The 19,131-nt window shown below is 64.0% G+C and carries 15 protein-coding genes, 2 tRNA genes, 1 rRNA gene and 1 riboswitch; of the genes, 9 read left to right on the top strand and 9 right to left on the bottom strand.

Annotation, left to right across the window (positions count from 1 at the left end):
- Nucleotides 1–217: 217 nt before the first annotated feature.
- The 4 genes from ACVIHF_RS30360 to ACVIHF_RS30345 all read right to left on the bottom strand — a co-directional run bounded on the left by ACVIHF_RS30360 (nt 218) and on the right by ACVIHF_RS30345 (nt 3,951).
- Nucleotides 218–652: a VOC family protein gene (locus ACVIHF_RS30360; protein ID WP_456792992.1), complete on the bottom strand. Its 435-nt coding sequence runs from the start codon at nt 650–652 to the stop codon at nt 218–220.
- A gap of 316 nt (nt 653–968) precedes the next feature.
- Nucleotides 969–1,901 carry a prephenate/arogenate dehydrogenase family protein gene (locus tag ACVIHF_RS30355; RefSeq protein ID WP_310881274.1) on the bottom strand — a complete coding sequence of 311 codons (933 nt, stop codon included), beginning with the start codon at nt 1,899–1,901 and terminating at the stop codon, nt 969–971.
- Between the two features lie 4 nt (nt 1,902–1,905).
- A complete protein-coding gene (hisC, locus tag ACVIHF_RS30350) occupies nt 1,906–3,003 on the bottom strand; it encodes a histidinol-phosphate transaminase (protein WP_456778856.1) in 1,098 nt (365 codons plus the stop codon).
- Nucleotides 3,004–3,102: 99 nt separating this feature from the next.
- The gene (locus ACVIHF_RS30345; RefSeq protein WP_225645326.1) at nt 3,103–3,951 is read right to left on the bottom strand and encodes a chorismate mutase; all 849 of its coding nucleotides are present in this window, start codon (nt 3,949–3,951) and stop codon (nt 3,103–3,105) included.
- Between the two features lie 174 nt (nt 3,952–4,125).
- A riboswitch (SAM riboswitch) is annotated at nt 4,126–4,205 on the top strand.
- A gap of 85 nt (nt 4,206–4,290) precedes the next feature.
- On the opposite strand from ACVIHF_RS30345, the gene metX reads away from it, so the two are divergent.
- On the top strand, nt 4,291–5,496 hold the full coding sequence (metX, locus tag ACVIHF_RS30340; protein WP_456778857.1) for a homoserine O-acetyltransferase MetX: 1,206 nt from the start codon (nt 4,291–4,293) through the stop codon (nt 5,494–5,496).
- Nucleotides 5,493–6,158 carry a methionine biosynthesis protein MetW gene (gene metW, locus ACVIHF_RS30335; protein WP_057017864.1) on the top strand — a complete coding sequence of 222 codons (666 nt, stop codon included), beginning with the start codon at nt 5,493–5,495 and terminating at the stop codon, nt 6,156–6,158. Before metX ends, metW begins: the two co-directional genes overlap by 4 nt.
- A gap of 91 nt (nt 6,159–6,249) precedes the next feature.
- Here the strand turns inward: metW and ACVIHF_RS30330 are convergent, their stop codons facing one another.
- Complete coding sequence (locus ACVIHF_RS30330) at nt 6,250–7,122, bottom strand: alpha/beta fold hydrolase (protein WP_456778858.1); 873 nt, start codon at nt 7,120–7,122, stop codon at nt 6,250–6,252.
- Nucleotides 7,123–7,365: 243 nt separating this feature from the next.
- On the opposite strand from ACVIHF_RS30330, the gene ACVIHF_RS30325 reads away from it, so the two are divergent.
- Entirely contained in the window at nt 7,366–8,031 is a 666-nt protein-coding gene (locus ACVIHF_RS30325) for a TIGR02594 family protein (protein WP_456778859.1), read from the top strand.
- A 42-nt stretch (nt 8,032–8,073) separates the two neighbouring features.
- Here the strand turns inward: ACVIHF_RS30325 and ACVIHF_RS30320 are convergent, their stop codons facing one another.
- Together ACVIHF_RS30320 and ACVIHF_RS30315 are read right to left on the bottom strand one after the other, a co-directional pair.
- Nucleotides 8,074–8,865: an MOSC domain-containing protein gene (locus tag ACVIHF_RS30320; RefSeq protein WP_253606691.1), complete on the bottom strand. Its 792-nt coding sequence runs from the start codon at nt 8,863–8,865 to the stop codon at nt 8,074–8,076.
- Nucleotides 8,866–8,920: 55 nt separating this feature from the next.
- Nucleotides 8,921–9,436 (bottom strand): N-acetyltransferase family protein, encoded by a 516-nt coding sequence (locus tag ACVIHF_RS30315; RefSeq protein ID WP_456778860.1) that lies wholly within the window; start codon nt 9,434–9,436, stop codon nt 8,921–8,923.
- A 57-nt stretch (nt 9,437–9,493) separates the two neighbouring features.
- Between ACVIHF_RS30315 and ACVIHF_RS30310 the strand changes: the two genes are divergently transcribed.
- From ACVIHF_RS30310 to ACVIHF_RS30300, 3 genes are all read left to right on the top strand, one after another.
- Nucleotides 9,494–10,057: a helix-turn-helix domain-containing protein gene (locus ACVIHF_RS30310; RefSeq protein ID WP_168858416.1), complete on the top strand. Its 564-nt coding sequence runs from the start codon at nt 9,494–9,496 to the stop codon at nt 10,055–10,057.
- Between the two features lie 192 nt (nt 10,058–10,249).
- A complete protein-coding gene (clpB, locus tag ACVIHF_RS30305; RefSeq protein WP_456778861.1) occupies nt 10,250–12,901 on the top strand; it encodes an ATP-dependent chaperone ClpB in 2,652 nt (883 codons plus the stop codon).
- A gap of 291 nt (nt 12,902–13,192) precedes the next feature.
- Complete coding sequence (locus ACVIHF_RS30300) at nt 13,193–13,603, top strand: hypothetical protein (RefSeq protein ID WP_092080634.1); 411 nt, start codon at nt 13,193–13,195, stop codon at nt 13,601–13,603.
- 14 nt (nt 13,604–13,617) lie between these two features.
- On the opposite strand, the gene ACVIHF_RS30295 is transcribed toward ACVIHF_RS30300, so the two are convergent.
- On the bottom strand, nt 13,618–13,875 hold the full coding sequence (locus ACVIHF_RS30295) for a hypothetical protein (RefSeq protein WP_225645335.1): 258 nt from the start codon (nt 13,873–13,875) through the stop codon (nt 13,618–13,620).
- Between the two features lie 94 nt (nt 13,876–13,969).
- Nucleotides 13,970–16,033: a M23 family metallopeptidase gene (locus ACVIHF_RS30290; protein WP_456778862.1), complete on the bottom strand. Its 2,064-nt coding sequence runs from the start codon at nt 16,031–16,033 to the stop codon at nt 13,970–13,972.
- Between the two features lie 1,012 nt (nt 16,034–17,045).
- Between ACVIHF_RS30290 and ACVIHF_RS30285 the strand changes: the two genes are divergently transcribed.
- The 3 genes from ACVIHF_RS30285 to ACVIHF_RS30275 all read left to right on the top strand — a co-directional run bounded on the left by ACVIHF_RS30285 (nt 17,046) and on the right by ACVIHF_RS30275 (nt 18,933).
- A 16S ribosomal RNA gene (locus ACVIHF_RS30285) occupies nt 17,046–18,534 on the top strand.
- 211 nt (nt 18,535–18,745) lie between these two features.
- Nucleotides 18,746–18,822 (top strand) — tRNA-Ile (locus ACVIHF_RS30280).
- A 35-nt stretch (nt 18,823–18,857) separates the two neighbouring features.
- Nucleotides 18,858–18,933 (top strand) — tRNA-Ala (locus tag ACVIHF_RS30275).
- The last annotated feature ends 198 nt before the right edge of the window (nt 18,934–19,131 follow it).

Genomic DNA, 19,131 nt, shown 5'->3' with positions numbered 1-19,131 from the left:
CAAGAGTGCCGACTCGGCTATCCGTCAGGGGCGATCAGCCTCCAGCACTCCCTTCAGTCTTGTCTAAAGAATGGCCGGATGATAGCGCGCCCGAGGTCTCGTGATAATGGGGCGGGATATTGGCCCGGGCTAGCCGAAGATCGGGTCCGCTCGGGTCAAAAGCCGACATCATTCCGCGCCGCTTGGGGCAATGCAAACGGCCCTGGCCAGCGTAGTCTCAGGCGTCCCGCTGGACCAACTCGAAGGTGATGCCCTCTGGGCCCTCGAACAGCCGGAGCTTCCGGCTGATGTAGTCCATCTCCTCGCTTAGCATGGTGACACCGTTGGCCGCCAGGTGCGCGGTGGCTGCCTCGATGTCGTCGACGCGGAAGGCGAGGTGATTGAAGCCCAGCTTTCGCAGATTGGTCGAGTGCACCCCCGGATCGGTCCCCGGGGGCGGGTCGAACTGAAGCAGCTGGATTTCGAAATCCGCTCCCTCGAGTGCGAGGGTGATGTGCTGCGCCTTCATGGCCGGCATGCCCATGTACCGGGCGGGAACGCCGCCGTCGATGGTCGCGACGTGAGTCTTCTTGAAGCCGAGCAGTGCGAAGAATTCGATCGCCGGGCCGGCATCTGCCACTGCGATAGTCACATGATCCGGACTGAGTATCATCTGATCGCTCCCTGTCATCAGCGCCGCGCCGGCTTTCCTGCTGGAGGCTATCAGCTCGCTCCGTCCGCCGGTAGGTGGGTCGGCCCTGCGGCGACACAATCCGACGGGCAATCAGCGATTCATGTCGCGAGAATGCGGACGTGTGACCCACAAGCAGCGCAACACACTCGGTGTCGTCCCGGCGAAAGCCGGGACCCATAACCACAGCTGGTCATTGTTGCGCGATGCTGGGACGACGAGTCCCGTCAACCACACCCGCCGCGGAGTATGGGTCCCGGCTTTCGCCGGGACGACGAATGGAGAGAAGTCGTCCCGCTTACGTCTTCAAATTCGCATGCGGCCGGCCGAAGTCGGGTGCGGCGGAGTCCTGGCCGGTCTCGACGATGCCGCGGCGGATGGCCCGGGTGCGGGTGAAGTGGTCGAACAGCGCTTCGCCGTCGCCGCGCCGGATCGCGCGGGTCAGCTTCGACAGATCCTCGTTGAAGGTGCCGAGCATCTCGAGCACGGCGTCCTTGTTGGCGAGGAACACGTCGCGCCACATCGTCGGGTCCGAGGCAGCGATGCGGGTGAAGTCGCGGAAGCCGCCGGCGGAGAATTTGATGACCTCGGATTCCGTCACCTGCGCCAGCTCGTCGGCGGTGCCGACGATGGTGTAGGCGATCAGATGCGGCAGATGGCTGGTGATCGCGAGCACGAGGTCATGATGGTCGGGCGTCATGATCTCGACCTTGGCGCCGAGCGCGGCCCAGAACGTGCGCAATCGGTCGGTCGCCGCGGGATCGGTGCCTTCGGGCGGGGTGAGGATGCACCAGCGGTTGATGAACAGCTCGGCGAAGCCGGAATCCGGCCCCGAATGCTCGGTGCCGGCCACCGGATGCGCCGGGACGAAGTGGACGCCGTCAGGCAGATGCGGCGCCATGTCCTTGACGACGGCGCCCTTCACCGAGCCGACGTCGGAGATGATGGCGCCGGGCTTCAGATGCGGGGCGATCTCGGCGGCGACCGGACCGCAGGCGCCGACCGGGATGCAAAGGATGACGAGGTCGGCGTCCTTCACCGCCTCGATGTTGGTCTCGACGACGCGATCGACGATCCCGAGCTCGGCGACGCGCGCACGCGTCTTCTCCGAGCGCGCGGTGGTCACGATCTCGCCGACCAGCCCCTGCGCGCGCGCGCCGCGCGCGATCGAGCCGCCGATCAGACCGAAGCCGATCAGCGCGATGCGTTTGAAGAGCGGAGCGGTGGTCACGATGTCACTTTCCGGCCAGGAAGTCGCGCAGCCCCTCGACCACGAGGCGGTTGGCCTCCTCGGTGCCAATGGTCATGCGCAGCGCATGCGGCAGCTTGTAATTGTTGAGTGCGCGCAGCACGAGGCCGCGCCGCGTGAGATAGGCGTCGGCTTCCGCCGCGGTCTTGCCCGTGTCGGTCGGGAAATGGATGAGCACGAAATTGGCGACGCTCGGCGTCACCTTCAGCCCGAGCTTGCCGATCTCCTCGGTCAGCCAGTTGCGCCATTGTTCGGTGTGGGTCCGCGACTTCTGCACATGCGCGGTGTCCTCGATCGCCGCCACCGCCGCCAGCATCGCCGGCGTCGTGACGTTGAACGGACCGCGGATGCGGTTGCAGGCATCGACGATATGCGCCGGCCCGAACATCCAGCCGATCCGCAGCGCCGCAAGGCCGTGGATCTTCGAGAAGGTGTGCGTCACCACCGTGTTGTCTGTGGTCGCGACCAGCTCGATGCCGAGCTCGTAGTCGTTGCGCGAGACATAGTCGGCATAGGCGGCATCGAGCACCAGCAGCACATGCGAGGGCAGCGCGGCGCGCAGCCGCTTGACCTCGTCGAACGGGATATAGGTGCCGGTCGGATTGTTCGGGTTGGCGAGCCACACCAGCTTGGTCTTCGGCGTCACCACCTTGAGAATGGCGTCGACGTCGGCGGTAAAGTTGGTCTCGGCCGCGATCACGTTCCTGGCGCCGTTCGCCATGGTGGCGATCGGGTAGACCAGGAAGCCGTGGGTGGTCGAGATCGCCTCGTCGCCGGGGGCGAGATAGGTGTGCGCCAGCAGGTTGAGGATTTCGTCGGAGCCGGCGCCGCAGATGATGCGGTCGGGATCAAGCCCGTAGGCGCGGCCGATCGCCTCGCGCAGCACGCGCGAGGTGCCCTCCGGATAGTCCTCGAGATGGTCAGCCGCGGCCTTGTAGGCCGCGATCGCCTTCGGAGATGGCCCGAACGGCGTCTCGTTGGCGGACAGCTTGAACACCTTGCGGCCCGGTTCCGGCACCGGGCTCTTGCCGGGCGTGTAGGGCGCAATATCGAGGATGCCGGGGTTCGGCACGGGGCGGGACATCATCAACTCCGAACAGAGCGTTTTCGAGCGAAGTGGATACCGGTTCGCGTGAAGAAAACGCGTCAAAACAAAAGTCTGGACGGGCGGCTGGCTCTTGCTTCAGGTCCTGGCCGATCCGTTAGAGGGCACCGTATAGCGCGTTGCGTGGCTGCCGACGAGGGCCGACGAGCGAACCGAGGCGCCGGCCTTGATCAGGGCGAGCTTGATGGCCTCGAAATCGTGGCCGGTGACCGAGATCAGGAGCGCCGCGCCGTCGAAAGCGGTGTCGGGGACCGCGACGATCTCGGCGAGCGGCGCAAGCGCCCGGGCGACATCGGCGTTCCAGCCGGAGACGCGCACGCTCCAGGTCTGCACTTCGGTGACCATGGCGTCGTCGGCGACCCGCGAGATCACGAACACCGGCAGCGCGGCGGGATGGTCGGCGCGTTCGAGGAACGGCAGCCGCGCGATGATCTTCGGCGCGCCATCGGCCTCGAGCGCATTCCACCACGGCGTGCGGCTCGCGATCGCGGAGACCAGCGCGAGGTCGCCCTTCGATTTCGCCACCGCCTCGACCGCGGCCTGCGCGCTGAAATGCGACACGTAGGGCACCACGAAGCCGAAGTGAAACCGCGCCGAGTCGCGCATGGCCGATTCGCCGACGGAAACATCGGCATGCACCGCGAATGGCGCCTGCACATAGGTGAAGGTCGAGATGATGACGCGCCAGATGCTCTCGATGGTGTCGAGCGGCAGGATGCCGCGATGACGCCGCACCAGCTCGCGCATCATGCTGGCCTCGCGCGCCGGGCGGAATGCCGAGCCGACCTCCTGGGTCTTCTTGACCTGGATCAGGCGGTCGATGATGTCGCCGCGCGCCATCAACAGGCGGTGAACCTGCTCGTCGATCGCATCGATCTCCTTGCGCAGATCCTGCAGCGAGGGCGGCGACGGGGGTGGGTTGGACATGCTCTCAAACCTTGTCGTCGGGGCGGCCCGGTGCCGCGTCGGACAGGGTCCCTGATTAGGAAAGACGGGCAGCGAAAGCAAAGAGAAACGTCGCAGGCGTGCCTTGCGCATTCGGTTAACCAATTGGCCGTGGGCAGGGCTGTCTTGACGGCGGGGGGCGTGGGGACTACGTTCCCTGCGTCCCGTGGTCATTTGAGCCGGCCGGCTTGCAGCCACGTTAAACAACTCGCTAAACAGGCCGGGGACCTTATCAGCTCCCGGCCGAACCTTTGTTCAGGCCGGGTTTTTTATTGGCCTGAGGTCCGTCGAGCCCTCCCGCGCGGAGGCAGGGTCGCCTAGATGAGCAACGTGCGTCCGATACCGAGCCCACAAACCCCGAGCGATGATCGCGCCCATGAGGCCGACCATCCGTCGTCATTGGTGGCGAAGTTCGGGATGGACCAGCCGCTCAAGCTCGATTGCGGCGTCGATCTCGCACCATTCCAGATCGCCTACCAGACCTATGGCGAGCTCAATGCCGACCGCTCCAACGCGATCCTGGTCTGCCACGCGCTGACCGGCGATCAGCATGTCAACAACATCCATCCCGTCACCGGCAAGCCCGGCTGGTGGGAGACCATGGTCGGCGCCGGTCGGCCGATCGATCCCGAAAAATACTTCATCATTTGCTCCAATGTGATCGGCGGCTGCATGGGCTCGACCGGCCCCGCGTCGTTGAACCCCGCGACCGGCAAGGTGTGGGGACTCGATTTCCCGATCATCACCATCCCCGACATGGTGCGCGCGCAGGCGATGCTGATCGATCGCCTCGGCATCAATACGCTGTTCTGCGTGGTCGGCGGTTCGATGGGCGGCATGCAGGTGCTGCAATGGACCGCGGCCTATCCGGAGCGCGTATTCTCGACGCTCGCGATCGCCTGCTCGACGCGCCACTCGGCGCAGAACATCGCGTTCCACGAGCTCGGCCGCCAGGCCGTGATGGCTGATCCGGACTGGCGCGGCGGCCGCTATGTCGACGAGGACACCCATCCGCACCGTGGATTGGCGGTGGCGCGGATGGCCGCGCACATCACCTATCTCTCGGACGCCGCGCTGCACCGCAAGTTCGGACGGCGGATGCAGGACCGCGAGCTGCCGACCTTCTCGTTCGATGCGGACTTCCAGGTCGAGAGCTACCTGCGCTATCAGGGCTCGTCCTTTGTCGAGCGCTTCGACGCCAACTCCTATCTCTATTTGACCCGCGCGATGGACTATTTCGACATCGCCGCCGACCACAACGGTGTGCTGGCGAAGGCGTTCGCTGGCATCCAGACCCGGTTCTGCGTGGTGTCCTTCACCAGCGACTGGCTGTTTCCGACCTCGGAATCGCGCGCGCTGGTGCATGCGCTGAACGCGTCGAGCGCACGGGTGTCGTTCGCCGAGATCGAGACCGACAAGGGCCACGACGCCTTCCTGCTCGATGTGCCGGAATTCCTCGAGATCTCCCGTGCCTTCCTGCTGGCCGCAGGCAAGGCGCGCGGCCTGAAGGACGGCGGCCGGTCATGAGCATGCAGCAGACATTGCCCTTGCCGGGTATCGCGCCGGAGCGGACCGGCGGCTATCGCACCGATCATCTGCTGGTCGCCGACATGGTGCGGCCGGGCTCGCGCGTGCTCGATGTCGGCTGCGGCGACGGCGAGTTGTTGCAGCTGCTGGAAAGCCGCGGCATCGACGGCCGCGGCATCGAGCTGTCACGCGAGGGCGTCAATGGCTGCGTCGCCAAGGGGCTCGCCGTGGTGCAGGGCGATGCCGACACCGATCTCGTCAACTATCCCGACGATGCGTTCGACTACGTGATCCTGTCGCAGACCTTGCAGGCGACGCGACAGCCCAAGGTGGTGCTGGAAAATCTGCTGCGCATCGGCCAGCGCGCCATCGTCTCGTTCCCGAATTTCGGGTTCTGGAAGATGCGGCTGCAGCTGTTGATCGGGGGCCACATGCCGCGCACCGAGAATTTGCCGGCGAGCTGGTACGACACCTCGAACATCCACTTCTGCACCATCAAGGATTTCGTGCAGCTCTGCGAGGAGATCAACGTCAAGATGGAGCGCGCGGTGGCGCTCGATCTCTACGGCCGTCCGGTGCCGCTCAACCTGCCGTGGTGGGTGTGGAACATGTTCGGCGAGCAGGGTGTGTTCCTGCTCAGCAGGGGTGGGCAGGGGAAGTGACGTCATGGCGTCATTCCGGGGCACGCGAAGCGTGAACCCGGAATCTCGAGATTCCGGGTTCGATGCTGCGCATCGCCCCGGAATGACAGGACTACACCGGCGCCGCCACCAGCGACCTCGGATCGCGCACCGGCCAGCGGCCGGCCTCGACCAGCGCGATGAAGCGCCCGACCATCTCGTTGAACAGCGCCGGCTCCTCGAGGTTGAGCACGTGACCCGACTTCGGGAAGAACGAGAGGCCGGCCGCCGGCAGATGCTGCTTCAGAAACATGCTGGGCGCAATGCAATTGTCGTCCTCGTCGCCGCACAGAATCAGCGCCGGCGTCGCGGCGCGCTTGATGGCGTCGGTCATGGTGTAGATCGAGGGCCGACCGCCCTGGAAGCTGCGCATCGTGTTGGCTGAGCCTCTGGCGTCGTGGCGGGCGAGCGCGGCGTAGAAATCGGCGTGGCCGCGCGGATCCTTGACCAGGAACGGAATCCGGCTCGGCGCTTCGCGCGTCACCTTGGCGACCTCAACCGCGCCGATGCTCTCGTATTGCGCGGCATTGGCGCGGCACTGCGCGCGGAAGGCGTCGAGATTCTCGAGGCTCGAGCCGGAGCCGACCGCGGCCAGCGTCATCGACAGCGCGCGCTCCGGCGCGTTGAGGGCGACCTGCAGCGACGAATAGGAGCCCATCGAGAGTCCGACGAAATGCGCCCTGGCGATGCCGAGATGGTCGAGCACGGCGAGCGCGTCGGTATAGAAGTGCTGGTAGGTGTAGACGTCGGCACTCGCAGGCACGTCGGACGGCGTGTAGCCGCGCGCCGAATAGGCGATGCAGCGGTGGCCGCGCGCGAAATAGCGCATCTGCGGCTCCCAATTGGTGTGATCCGCGGCGAACTCGTGCAGGAAGATGATCGGGGTTCCGCTGCCGGCCTCTTCGAAATGGAGGCGGACATGATCTTTCGTCGTGGCGTAGGGCATTGAAATTCTCCTCTCGTTGGCCGCCCCCAGATTTGCAGTTAATTTTCAAGGCCGCAATGCGGCAGTTCCGGTTCCTTTCTCGTCATCGAATCATCGCGGAATGACCCAGAAATTGTTCCCGCAGTGCCGCATGAAATCTTCCTCGCGCCATCCCGATTTTCAAAACCACCGCCGTGTTCCCTTGAGTGTTTCCTTGGGAACGCGACGGGGAATTGGGGGGTGTTACAGAGGATCTAGTGAAGTATGGTTCAGTTGCTTGCGTGTCGCCGGTCGCTTCGTGTTTTGGCGCTGGCTCTGTGTTCGCTCACTCTCGCCGTGATCTCCGCCGCACCGGCATCCGCCCGTCCGCATCATTCACGTCACGCGCATTCGGCCCATGCCGGCCATCACGCGCGTCATTATGCCCGTCATCACTATCGGCCCGCAGCGCGGCTGTCGCGCGCCGAGCGCCGCGCACTCGCGCAGCCGGGCGGGATCATCGAAACCAACGCAGCGCCGTTGCCCGGCAGCGCTGACCCCGTGCCCAACACGGGCGGCGTGATTGCGGCAAACGGCTTCGGCTCGTCCGGCATCGTGGCCGAGGCGCGCCGCTATCTCGGCGGCAATCCGACCGGCCGCTCCAGCCTGTGGTGCGCCCGCTTCATGAACATGGTGCTGCAGCACACCGGCCATCGCGGCACCGGCTCCGACATGGCGAGCTCGTTCGCCAAATACGGCACGCGCGTTTCGGGACCGCAGGTCGGCGCCATCGCCGTGATGAGCCGCCGCGGCGGCGGCCATGTCGGCATCATCACCGGCGTCGATGCCAAGGGCAATCCGATCATGATCTCGGGCAACAGCGGCCACCGCGTCCGCGAGACGCGGGTCTCGCGCGGCCGCATCTACGCCTATGTGATGCCGACCAACTGATCGCTCGAAAGCGGGGCAGGGCGCGCACGCGCCTTGCCCGGCCTACGACGCTACAGGTCCCTCAGCGGCAATCGTGTCGCCGACGGCGGCGCCGCCATCGCTGATGATCTCGGCATAGATGCCGCACTCATTGTTGCCGAAACGCTGCATCAGCGTGTTCGGCACCGAGAGGTCGCGCGCGCCGGTATCGGGATCGACATTGACCGCGGCGCAGCGGGTGATGCGCTTCACCACCCTGGCCCGGGCGCTGCCGATCGCGATGGTCTGGTCGAGCAGGCTGGCTTCATGCCAGGCCGGCCAGCCTTCGACATAGAGGTTGGCGCGGAAGCGCAGCGGATGGACCGGCGCCTGCACCATCTGCTCGATCGCCCGCAGGCTGGCCAGATTGATGATCGAGACCACCTTGCGCGGCACGTCGGAGAAGCTGTGCCCGGGGCTGACCAGCACCTTGGGCGGGCCCTTGATCTGGCCGGTATGACGGTCAGCGAAATAGCGTTCGATCGCCGCGCGGCCTTCCGCGGTCTCGAGGTCGCCCTGGGCCACCATCGCGCCATCCCGACGCAGCGTCAGCACGTGGCTGTCATCGTCGAAATGGGCGCGCAGCGGCGCCAGCCACTCGTCCCGCTGCAGCATCAGGAAATGCGGCTTCGGCAGCCATTTCGGCACCGAGGGATCGAAACCGCTCGGGCCGTTCTCGATCGCATAGCGGCGATCGGAGCGGAGCGTCTCGCCGGCCTTGAGCTCTGCGTGCGGCAGCGGCTCGGGCGTGAGACCCTTGACGGGATAGCGATAGATGCCGGCGATCCGGGCAGAGGAAGCGTGCGTGTTGTCCATTCGCCCGCTCTAGCCTGTTTGGCGTGCGAGGAGAACTGCCACCCGCGGGAAGGTACTAGTCGGCGCGCGCCGCTCCAGGAGCGTCCAGCAGGCGCTGCATGAACACGAGATCGAGCCAGCGGCCGAACTTGCGTCCGACCTCCGGCATCCGGGCGACCTCGACGAAGCCGGCCTGCGCGTGCAGCCGGAGCGAGGCGGGATTGCCGCCGTCGATGCCGGCGATCATGACGTGCTTGCCGAGCGCGGTGGCCGCGGCGATCAGCTCGTCGACGACGATCCGGCCGAGGCCGCGGCCGCGATGATCGGCATGCATATAGACGCTGTGCTCGACGCTGTAGCGGTAACCCGGGAAGGCCCGGAAGTCGCCGAATGTGCCATAGCCGAGCACCGTCGCTCCCTCGACGGCTACTAGCACGGGATAGCCCAGAGCCTGCCGGGCCGTCATCCAGGCCAGCCTCTCGGCCTCGGAATCCTGCTTCTCCGTCCAGATCGCGTTCGAGTTGGCGACCGCCTCGTTGAAGATCGCGGTAATCGCAGGGATGTCCTGCTCGGTGGCGGGGCGGATAATCATCGCTGGTTCCTTGACGCGCCTCTTGAATGGACCCCATCGTCTACTATATAAGACAATATGTCAATTATAGAGGACAAGGCCGATGAGGCTCTCGGGCGGCGGGTTCGCGCCGAACGGGAGGGCCGCGGCTGGTCGCTGGCGGACCTCGCCGGGCGGGCCGGCGTGTCCAAGGCCATGCTGAGCAAGATCGAGCGGGCGGAGGCAAGCCCGACGGCGGCGACGCTGTCGCGGATCGCCACGGCCTACGGTCTGACCATGGCCGCGTTGTTCGAGGTTGCCTCACACAATTCCCGCCTGCAGCGGGCCAAGGATCAGCCGGTGTGGCGCGATCCGAAGGCGGCCTATCTGCGGCGGCAGGTGTTCCTGCATCCGGCCAATCCGCTGGAGCTGGTGGAGATCGAGCTGCCTGCGAGGCAGGAAGCCGGCTTCCCCGCCAGCGCCTATCACCTGGTCCGCCAGGTGGTCTGGGTGATCAGCGGCCGCCTCACCTTGATGGAAGGGGCGGAGCGCCATGAGCTCGCTGCGGGCGACCGCGTCGAGCTCGGTCCGCCGTCGGACATCGTCTTCCGTAACGAAACGGCTCAGCCCTGCCGCTACCTTGTCGCCATCGTGCGGCGCTGAGCTTCATCGGGCGAAATCGCAGACCGTGGCTCTTCCGTTTTGGAACCAAGTGCCCACATCTGCGGCAAGCCTGAAAAATGATGGCGACGACCAGAGGCTGGTTGAGGAACGTCAACGCGGCCCGCGGAAAACCCAATGAAGATGCCGTTGTCATGCCTGAATGGGTGACGATGGCAGGCCGAGGGAAAACGAATGAACATTGAGAAGTACACCGAGCGCTCGCGCGGATTCATCCAGTCTGCCCAGTCGCTCGCAATGCGCGACGGTCACCAGCAGTTCTCGCCGTTGCATCTGTTGAAGGTGCTGCTGGACGACAATGAGGGACTCGCGGGCGGTCTGATCGACCGTGCGGGCGGCAATTCCAGAGCAATCCTGAAAGCGACCGAAGAGGCGCTGAACAAGCTGCCGAAGGTCTCGGGCAATGGTGCCGGGCAGGTCTACCTGTCGCCGGAGCTGGCGCGCGCCTTCGATGCGGCGGAAAAGGCCGCCGACAAGGCCGGCGACAGTTTTGTCACCGTCGAGCGGCTGCTGCTCGGGCTCACGCTCGAGAAGGGCAGCGAGGCGGCCTCCATCCTGAACAAGGGCGGCGTGACGGCGCAGAACCTGAATGCGGCGATCGAAGCGCTGCGCAAGGGCCGCACCGCCGACAGTGCGACCGCCGAGAACGCTTACGACGCGCTGAAGAAATATGCCCGCGACCTGACCCAGGCTGCGCGCGACGGCAAGCTCGACCCGGTGATCGGCCGCGACGAGGAGATCCGCCGCACGATTCAAGTTCTGTCGCGGCGGACCAAGAACAATCCCGTCCTGATCGGTGAACCCGGCGTCGGCAAGACCGCCATCGTCGAGGGCCTGGCGCTGCGCATCCTCAACGGCGACGTGCCGGAGAGCCTGAAGGACAAGAAGCTGCTGTCGCTCGACATGGGCGCCCTGATCGCCGGCGCGAAATATCGCGGCGAGTTCGAGGAGCGGCTGAAGTCGGTCCTGCAGGAGGTCTCGACCGCCGAGAGCGGCATCATCCTGTTCATCGACGAGATGCACACGCTGATCGGCGCCGGCAAGACCGACGGCGCGATGGACGCGTCCAACCTGTTGAAGCCTGCGCTCGCGCGCGGCGAGCTGCACTGTATCGGCGCGACCACGCTCGACGAGTACCGCAAGCATGTCGAGAAGGATGCGGCGCTGGCCCGCCGGTTCCAGCCGATCTATGTCAGCGAGCCGACGGTCGAGGACACCATCTCGATCCTGCGCGGCCTGAAGGACAAGTACGAGCAGCATCACGGCGTGCGCATCACCGATTCCGCGCTGGTGGCCGCGACCACGCTGTCGAACCGCTATATCACCGACCGCTTCCTGCCGGACAAGGCCATCGACCTGATGGACGAGGCGGCGGCGCGGCTGAAGATGCAGGTCGATTCGAAGCCGGAAGAGCTCGATTCGCTGGATCGCGACATCATCCGGCTGAAGATCGAGCAGGAGGCGCTGAAGAAGGAGAACGATGCCGGCTCCAAGAGCCGCTTGCAGACCCTGGAGAAGGAGCTCGCAGGGCTGGAGGAGCGATCGACGGCGCTGACGGCACGCTGGAGCGCGGAGAAGAACAAGCTCTCCAATGCCCAGAAGCTGAAGAGCGAGCTCGATGCGCTCCGCGTCGAGTTGGCCAATGCGCAGCGTCGCGGCGAATTCCAGAAGGCGGGCGAACTGGCCTATGGCCGGATTCCCGAGCTGGAAAAGAAGCTCGCCGACATAGAGGCGCAAGCGAACAGCAGGCCGAACGGCGGCGAGATGATGGAGGAGGCGGTCACCGCCAACCACATCGCGCAGGTCGTCTCGCGCTGGACCGGCGTGCCGGTCGACAAGATGCTCGAGGGCGAAAAGGACAAGCTCCTGAAAATGGAGGACAGTCTCGCCAAGCGCGTCGTCGGCCAGGCTGAAGCCGTGCGTGCGGTGGCAACCGCCGTGCGCCGTGCCCGCGCGGGCCTGCAGGATCCGAACCGGCCGACCGGCTCGTTCATGTTCTTGGGCCCCACCGGCGTCGGCAAGACCGAGCTGACCAAGGCGCTCGCCGCTGACCTGTTCAACGACGAGACCGCGATGGTCCGCCTCGACATGTCCGAATTCATGGAGAAGCACTCGGTCTCGCGGCTGATCGGCGCGCCTCCCGGCTATGTCGGCTACGACGAGGGCGGTGCCCTGACCGAAGCGGTGCGGCGGCGGCCTTATCAAGTGGTGCTGTTCGACGAGATCGAGAAGGCGCATCCCGACGTCTTCAACGTGCTGTTGCAGGTGCTCGACGACGGCCGCCTGACCGATGGTCAGGGCCGCACCGTCGACTTCCGCAACACGCTGATCATCATGACCTCGAACCTCGGTTCGGAATCCCTGGTGAATCAGCCGGAGGGCGAGGACACCGCGGCGGTCCGCGATCAGGTGATGGGCGTCGTGCGGGCGCATTTCAGGCCGGAATTCCTGAACCGCATCGACGAGATCATCCTGTTCCACCGCCTGCAGAAGAGCGAGATGGGCCGCATCGTCGAGATCCAGTTCGCGCGGCTGACCAAGCTGCTCGAGGATCGCAAGATCGAGCTCACGCTGGACGCCAAGGCGCGGGACTGGCTCGCCGAGAAGGGCTGGGATCCGGCTTACGGCGCCCGCCCGCTGAAGCGGGTGATCCAGCGCAGCGTGCAGGATCCGCTGGCCGAGATGATCCTCGCCGGCGAGGTCAAGGACGGCGATCACGTGGTGATCTCGGAGAAGGGCAACGTGCTGACCTTCAACGGTCAGGTGCCCAAAACCGCCGAGATCGTGCAGTTCGAGGCCCCGGTCTCGAAGCGCAAGCTGAACTGAGCGTTTCGATAGCGAAACTGGATGCGGCCTGGCGACAGGCCGCATCCGCGACAATCGACGGGCCGCCCGTGACGGAGTTCCTGTCTGGCGGCCCGTTTTGTGGGCCCGAATTAATGAAACCGCCTCGGGACGGCGTTCGTTTTCATCCTGAATGATCGGCTGGCGTGGCAAACGTCCCGCGCAGCTCCAAAGGGAAGTATTCGGCTCGAATCACATCGCTGATTCGCGCGCCGCCTTGCATCATCCTGCAAAAGCCACGCCGCCGGTCGCCCTCAGCAGAAGGCGAATTGTATGAGTAGAGACCTCATTGCCCATAACCGGCCCGTCTATGACGATCTTCATCCCCGCGTCTACGGCGTAGCCGCCGGCCTCGTCGCGTGGTTCGCGGTGGCGGCATGGATATTGTTCGACCGCCAGGACGACGTCGAGCTGTCGCTGATGTTCGTCAGCGTATTGCTGTTCGTCGCGGTGCTGTTGCCGTGGGTGCTATCGCTGATCTGGCGGAAATACGACGATCGGCACGACCTGCATCAGCGGTCGATTCCCTTCCGGGAGTGGCGGACCGGCGAATTCGCGGTCTGGGGCAGCACGATCAACAGCACCCATGCCACCATCGACATGCTGCTCCCGCTCGCGTCCGTGGCATTCGGGCTGACCGCGATCGGAATCGTGTTCCTGATCTGCGCCAGCCTCGCGCCGTAAATCTTGCCGACCCGTCATTCCTGCGGGGCGATGGGCGGTGACGGCTCGTCGTCCTCGCCGGGCTCGAGTTCGGACAGGATATCGACCAGCTCGCGGGCGCGGCCGGTGGCCAGCGGCTTGCCGGCATTGATCAGCGGCTCGTCATTGGCGAGCCAGGCCTGCGCCTCGGCAAGCTCGGTGATCGTCGCCCCGGACGCGATAATCCTCGCGATCGTGACGTCGTCGGCGGAGCCGACGGCTTTCAGCACGTCGTCGCGGGTGAGGCTTGCCATGCGCGCCTCCTCTGCAAGGTTTGCCCAAGCGGACAAAGCTTGACCGGTGCGGATGGTTCCGGATGGAACGGCTTCCTGAGCGAGGTTTCCGCCGTCAGCGGTTGGTGGTGGAGCGCGTCTGCGACGTGGAACTGGTGGCGTCCGAGACGATTCGCGAGCTGCCGCGGCTGGACATCTGGGCCTCGATCCGGTCGCGCTCCTTCTCGAAGTTCGCCAGCATCGGGCCCTCGAGCGAACGGCCGCGCGGCAGCTTCACGCGCATCGGGTCGACGAATCGGCCGTTGACCAGGATTTCGTAGTGGACGTGCGGGCCGGTCGACTGGCCGGTCGAGCCGACGAAGCCGATCACCTGGCCCTGCCGCACCTTCTTGCCGATCTCCATGCCCTTGGCGAAGGCCGACATGTGGCCGTAGGCGGTCTCGTAGCCATTGGCATGCTTCATGCGGATATATTTGCCGTAACCGCCCTCGTATCCGACCTTCTCGAGCACGCCGTTGCCGGAAGCGAAGATCGGCGTGCCGTAGGCGGTGGCCCAGTCGACGCCGGTGTGCATCTTCACATAGCCGAGGATCGGGTGGCGGCGGCCGCCGAAGCCCGAACGCATGATCGCGTTGTTGACCGGCTTGCGCACCAGGAACTTCTTCGCGCTCTTGCCGGTCTCGTCATAGTAGTCGACGAGGCCGTCGTCCGAGCTCTGGAATCGGTAGTATTTCTTGGTTTCGCCGCCCACGGTCAGCGCGGCGTAGAGCACTTCGGTCTTTTCGGTGCTGGTGACGCCCTCGTCCTCGCCGGCAAAGAACACGTCGAACGAGTCGCCCGGCTGGACCTTGCGCTGGAAATCGACGTCGTAGGAGTAGATCTTGACCATGTCTTCGATGACGGTCGGCGGCACCTTGTTGCGCAGCGCGGTCTCGTAAATGCTCTGGTAGAGCCGCACGCCGCTGCCATCATCCTCATCATCGTCGCTGGAATTGTCGGCGGTCTCGGTGACAGTGTTCATGCTCTGCACGTCGACGGCGACGTATTTGCCGAGATCGGACAGCGCGGCGACGGCTTCGATGACGGATTCGTTGGCGACGATCACGCGATAGGGCTGCAGCCTGACATTCGGTCCGGGCGCCGCCGGCGCCATCAGGATTCGTACCTTCTGGCCCTCCTTCAGGCCGCCGTCGCGGCCGCGCGGGCCGAGCGTTGCGGCGATCGCCTTCGCCTCGTCGGGTGTCGCGCCCTGATCGCGCAGGATCGAGGTGATGCTGTCGCCCTTCCTGACGACATGAACCCGTTCGCCGACCGGATTGCCGCCGGTGACCTGCTCTTTGGTCTTCGGCAGCAGGGTGACGTTCTCAGGCACTACGCGCGTCTCGAAGCCGGCATAGGGATCGGAGGTGTTGCCCTCGGTGGCGTAGGCCATCCTCATGTCGGGGCCGGCGCCGCTCGCGTCAGCCGCGGCATTGGCGAGTGAAGCGTAGCGCACCGAGCCGCCGGAGCCGCGCCAGTTGGCTGCGTCGCGGACCCGCATCAGCACGTCGTCGAGCGCGACGACGGCGGCGAGCTTGGCCTTCGGCAGCACTGAGCCGAGATCCTTGGTGACGAACGAGACCTCGGCGTCGGGCTCGGCCGCGGCATTCGGATCCTCGGCCGCCGCCGGCGTGTCGGAGCCGACATCGGTCAGCAGACGCTGCGCATTGAACGCAGGGATTTTTGCCGACAGATCGCTCGTGGTCATCGAGAGATTGCCGGAAATTCGGATGAAGGGCCGCACCCGCATCACGTCGCGATTGCCGACGCGGGTCACGGTCGACACGCGCACCAGACTGCGGGAGGCGGAGGATTCGCTGGGCGGCGGCAGGCGGTCGCCCTTGTGCAGGCTGACGACGCGATCGTTGCCGGTGAACGCGCCGCGGAGCGCGCCTTCAACGCGCTCCGGCACCTTGGCGAAGGTCATCTCGCCGTCGAGCGACGCAAAAACGGCGCCGCCGATCAGGGCCGCGCCACATAGTCCAGTCAGAATGGTGCCGCTAAACCATTGAACGGAGACACGGCGGCGGTCGATCACCGCGGCCTCGGTGCCGTCGACTGAAAGCGGCGGTTCGTGACCGAGATCGATCATCCCGGTCTCGCGCCCAATGCCGCTTCCGCGTGACGCCCGTTGGCTCAACCCGATATCCCCCCAAATTCCAGCAACTGCGATCGACCTCAGCTCGTCCTCGTCCCCACCTTGATCCCCCGAAGAGGAATCTCGGCAGTGTGGCGAGCCACACGCATCGAATTCGAGAAGCCGATGGCCATTAGCTAGCCGCACTCTCGAACGTCAATGGTGTGCAGATCTCTCGATGTTGCTCGGCCGCGAAGGGAAGAGGCGACGGATTCTTGGAGAAAATCGCCTGGTCCCCCAGAAAAACCGCCCCAGCCCCCACAGGTTACGAGCGGTTCAATGCATTCGTTATAGCCAGAACGTCGCAGGATTGTGGCTCAAGTGCGGCATTTGAGGTGGAAAAGCTTCCCTGAAAGCAGGTCGATGCCCGCCGCCCCCCCCCCCCCGGGGCGGTCGGAACCCGTTTTGGAGGGCCTCACGGGCTCCCCGGCGACGAACTTTTTTTAAAGTTTTTTGCCGCGAGGGCTGGGTGGCGAATTTTTACCTCCGACCTAAGCCACGGAAAGCACGAGAATTTCTTCGCACTGCACAAGCGATTTGGGCGTGCGACGATTTGTTGACAATGGCCGTTGACAATCCCGAGGGGTGCGGACTATAAACCAACCACTGAGCGCGGCGCCGCCGGGTCACTGACCAAGGCGAGCGAACGCGCCACTGATGCTCCTCACTTCGATGAGTGACACAACAGCCGACATAAATCGGTTGAAGTTCACCGTCGGCCGGTGAAGGGTAGAACCACCCTCTAAGGGTGTGGGGTCATCGGATCCCGGGCTGTTTGACAAGTGAAGATGAAGAAAGAGAAACGTGGACGGCGGAGTCCTTGCGTCTCTCGGAATACTTGAAGGCTTCGGCTTTTGACTTCTGAGAGTGGACGAAAGACTTCGGCGGTACACGTTTTAAAGGTTACACCATCGCTGCCAACGATGTGAATCGCAGGCGGCTCGTTGACTTCGGTCGACGAAGAATGGTGGGACCTCGTCAAACGTTGTGATCAGCCGGTTCAAGGTTTCAAGTCCAACTTGAGAGTTTGATCCTGGCTCAGAGCGAACGCTGGCGGCAGGCTTAACACATGCAAGTCGAGCGGGCATAGCAATATGTCAGCGGCAGACGGGTGAGTAACGCGTGGGAACGTACCTTTTGGTTCGGAACAACTGAGGGAAACTTCAGCTAATACCGGATAAGCCCTTACGGGGAAAGATTTATCGCCGAAAGATCGGCCCGCGTCTGATTAGCTAGTTGGTGAGGTAATGGCTCACCAAGGCGACGATCAGTAGCTGGTCTGAGAGGATGATCAGCCACATTGGGACTGAGACACGGCCCAAACTCCTACGGGAGGCAGCAGTGGGGAATATTGGACAATGGGCGCAAGCCTGATCCAGCCATGCCGCGTGAGTGATGAAGGCCCTAGGGTTGTAAAGCTCTTTTGTGCGGGAAGATAATGACGGTACCGCAAGAATAAGCCCCGGCTAACTTCGTGCCAGCAGCCGCGGTAATACGAAGGGGGCTAGCGTTGCTCGGAATCACTGGGCGTAAAGGGTGCGTAGGCGGGTCTTTAAGTCAGGGGTGAAATCCTGGAGCTCAACTCCAGAACTGCCTTTGATACTGAAGATCTTGAGTTCGGGAGAGGTGAGTGGAACTGCGAGTGTAGAGGTGAAATTCGTAGATATTCGCAAGAACACCAGTGGCGAAGGCGGCTCACTGGCCCGATACTGACGCTGAGGCACGAAAGCGTGGGGAGCAAACAGGATTAGATACCCTGGTAGTCCACGCCGTAAACGATGAATGCCAGCCGTTAGTGGGTTTACTCACTAGTGGCGCAGCTAACGCTTTAAGCATTCCGCCTGGGGAGTACGGTCGCAAGATTAAAACTCAAAGGAATTGACGGGGGCCCGCACAAGCGGTGGAGCATGTGGTTTAATTCGACGCAACGCGCAGAACCTTACCAGCCCTTGACATCCCGGTCGCGGACTCCAGAGACGGAGTTCTTCAGTTCGGCTGGACCGGAGACAGGTGCTGCATGGCTGTCGTCAGCTCGTGTCGTGAGATGTTGGGTTAAGTCCCGCAACGAGCGCAACCCCCGTCCTTAGTTGCTACCATTTAGTTGAGCACTCTAAGGAGACTGCCGGTGATAAGCCGCGAGGAAGGTGGGGATGACGTCAAGTCCTCATGGCCCTTACGGGCTGGGCTACACACGTGCTACAATGGCGGTGACAATGGGATGCTAAGGGGCGACCCTTCGCAAATCTCAAAAAGCCGTCTCAGTTCGGATTGGGCTCTGCAACTCGAGCCCATGAAGTTGGAATCGCTAGTAATCGTGGATCAGCACGCCACGGTGAATACGTTCCCGGGCCTTGTACACACCGCCCGTCACACCATGGGAGTTGGTTTTACCTGAAGACGGTGCGCTAACCGAAAGGGGGCAGCCGGCCACGGTAGGGTCAGCGACTGGGGTGAAGTCGTAACAAGGTAGCCGTAGGGGAACCTGCGGCTGGATCACCTCCTTTCTAAGGATGATCCTTCAGATCAGCTCACGCTATCTATCGGATCGTTTTAGAAACATTCAGGGGCCAACAGTTTCAGGATTGTTGAGCTCCATTGGCGGGATTTCGCCGTCTTCGTTTCTCTTTCTTCGCGGACGAACACGCGCCAGGGGCTGAGCGCTGTGCGATGCACCGACTTCAGGTCGGGTGCGCGCCGGCATGTCTCTCGTGTTAGGGGCTTGTAGCTCAGTTGGTTAGAGCGCGCGCTTGATAAGCGTGAGGTCGGAAGTTCAAGTCTTCCCAGGCCCACCATTTTGATCGAGTGCGGAGCATTCGTCTTCTGGTACGGGGCCATAGCTCAGCTGGGAGAGCGCGTGCTTTGCAAGCATGAGGTCGTCGGTTCGATCCCGTCTGGCTCCACCAGATGGAATTGAAGCTCGAGAATGCGTCTTTGCAGGAAGCTCTGTTCATATCGTCCGCGAAACATCACTTCGCACTCATTGGTCCGGATGGACGGTGACGTGCGTGTTTTCTGACATCGTAAAGAGGAGATCGATCCGAGTTTGGATCAAGCGAAGCAATTCGCCTGAGCCATTCATTATCTCCGGGATCATTTCGGCG

It is taken from the genome of Bradyrhizobium sp. USDA 4506 (assembly GCF_054058795.1).
The sequence above is the reverse complement of the archived record's forward strand: the minus strand, read 5'-3'. Positions and strand labels throughout refer to the sequence as shown.

Coding starts and splice junctions, on each gene's coding strand:
- ACVIHF_RS30300 (WP_092080634.1), top strand. CDS start 13,193: ATGAGTAGAGACCTCATTGCCCATAACCGGCCCGTCTATGACGATCTT.
- ACVIHF_RS30315 (WP_456778860.1), bottom strand. CDS start 9,436: ATGATTATCCGCCCCGCCACCGAGCAGGACATCCCTGCGATTACCGCG.
- ACVIHF_RS30295 (WP_225645335.1), bottom strand. CDS start 13,875: ATGGCAAGCCTCACCCGCGACGACGTGCTGAAAGCCGTCGGCTCCGCC.
- ACVIHF_RS30325 (WP_456778859.1), top strand. CDS start 7,366: ATGGTTCAGTTGCTTGCGTGTCGCCGGTCGCTTCGTGTTTTGGCGCTG.
- clpB (WP_456778861.1), top strand. CDS start 10,250: ATGAACATTGAGAAGTACACCGAGCGCTCGCGCGGATTCATCCAGTCT.
- metX (WP_456778857.1), top strand. CDS start 4,291: ATGAGCAACGTGCGTCCGATACCGAGCCCACAAACCCCGAGCGATGAT.
- hisC (WP_456778856.1), bottom strand. CDS start 3,003: ATGTCCCGCCCCGTGCCGAACCCCGGCATCCTCGATATTGCGCCCTAC.
- ACVIHF_RS30320 (WP_253606691.1), bottom strand. CDS start 8,865: ATGGACAACACGCACGCTTCCTCTGCCCGGATCGCCGGCATCTATCGC.
- ACVIHF_RS30310 (WP_168858416.1), top strand. CDS start 9,494: ATGTCAATTATAGAGGACAAGGCCGATGAGGCTCTCGGGCGGCGGGTT.
- ACVIHF_RS30330 (WP_456778858.1), bottom strand. CDS start 7,122: ATGCCCTACGCCACGACGAAAGATCATGTCCGCCTCCATTTCGAAGAG.
- metW (WP_057017864.1), top strand. CDS start 5,493: ATGAGCATGCAGCAGACATTGCCCTTGCCGGGTATCGCGCCGGAGCGG.
- ACVIHF_RS30360 (WP_456792992.1), bottom strand. CDS start 652: ATGATACTCAGTCCGGATCATGTGACTATCGCAGTGGCAGATGCCGGC.
- ACVIHF_RS30345 (WP_225645326.1), bottom strand. CDS start 3,951: ATGTCCAACCCACCCCCGTCGCCGCCCTCGCTGCAGGATCTGCGCAAG.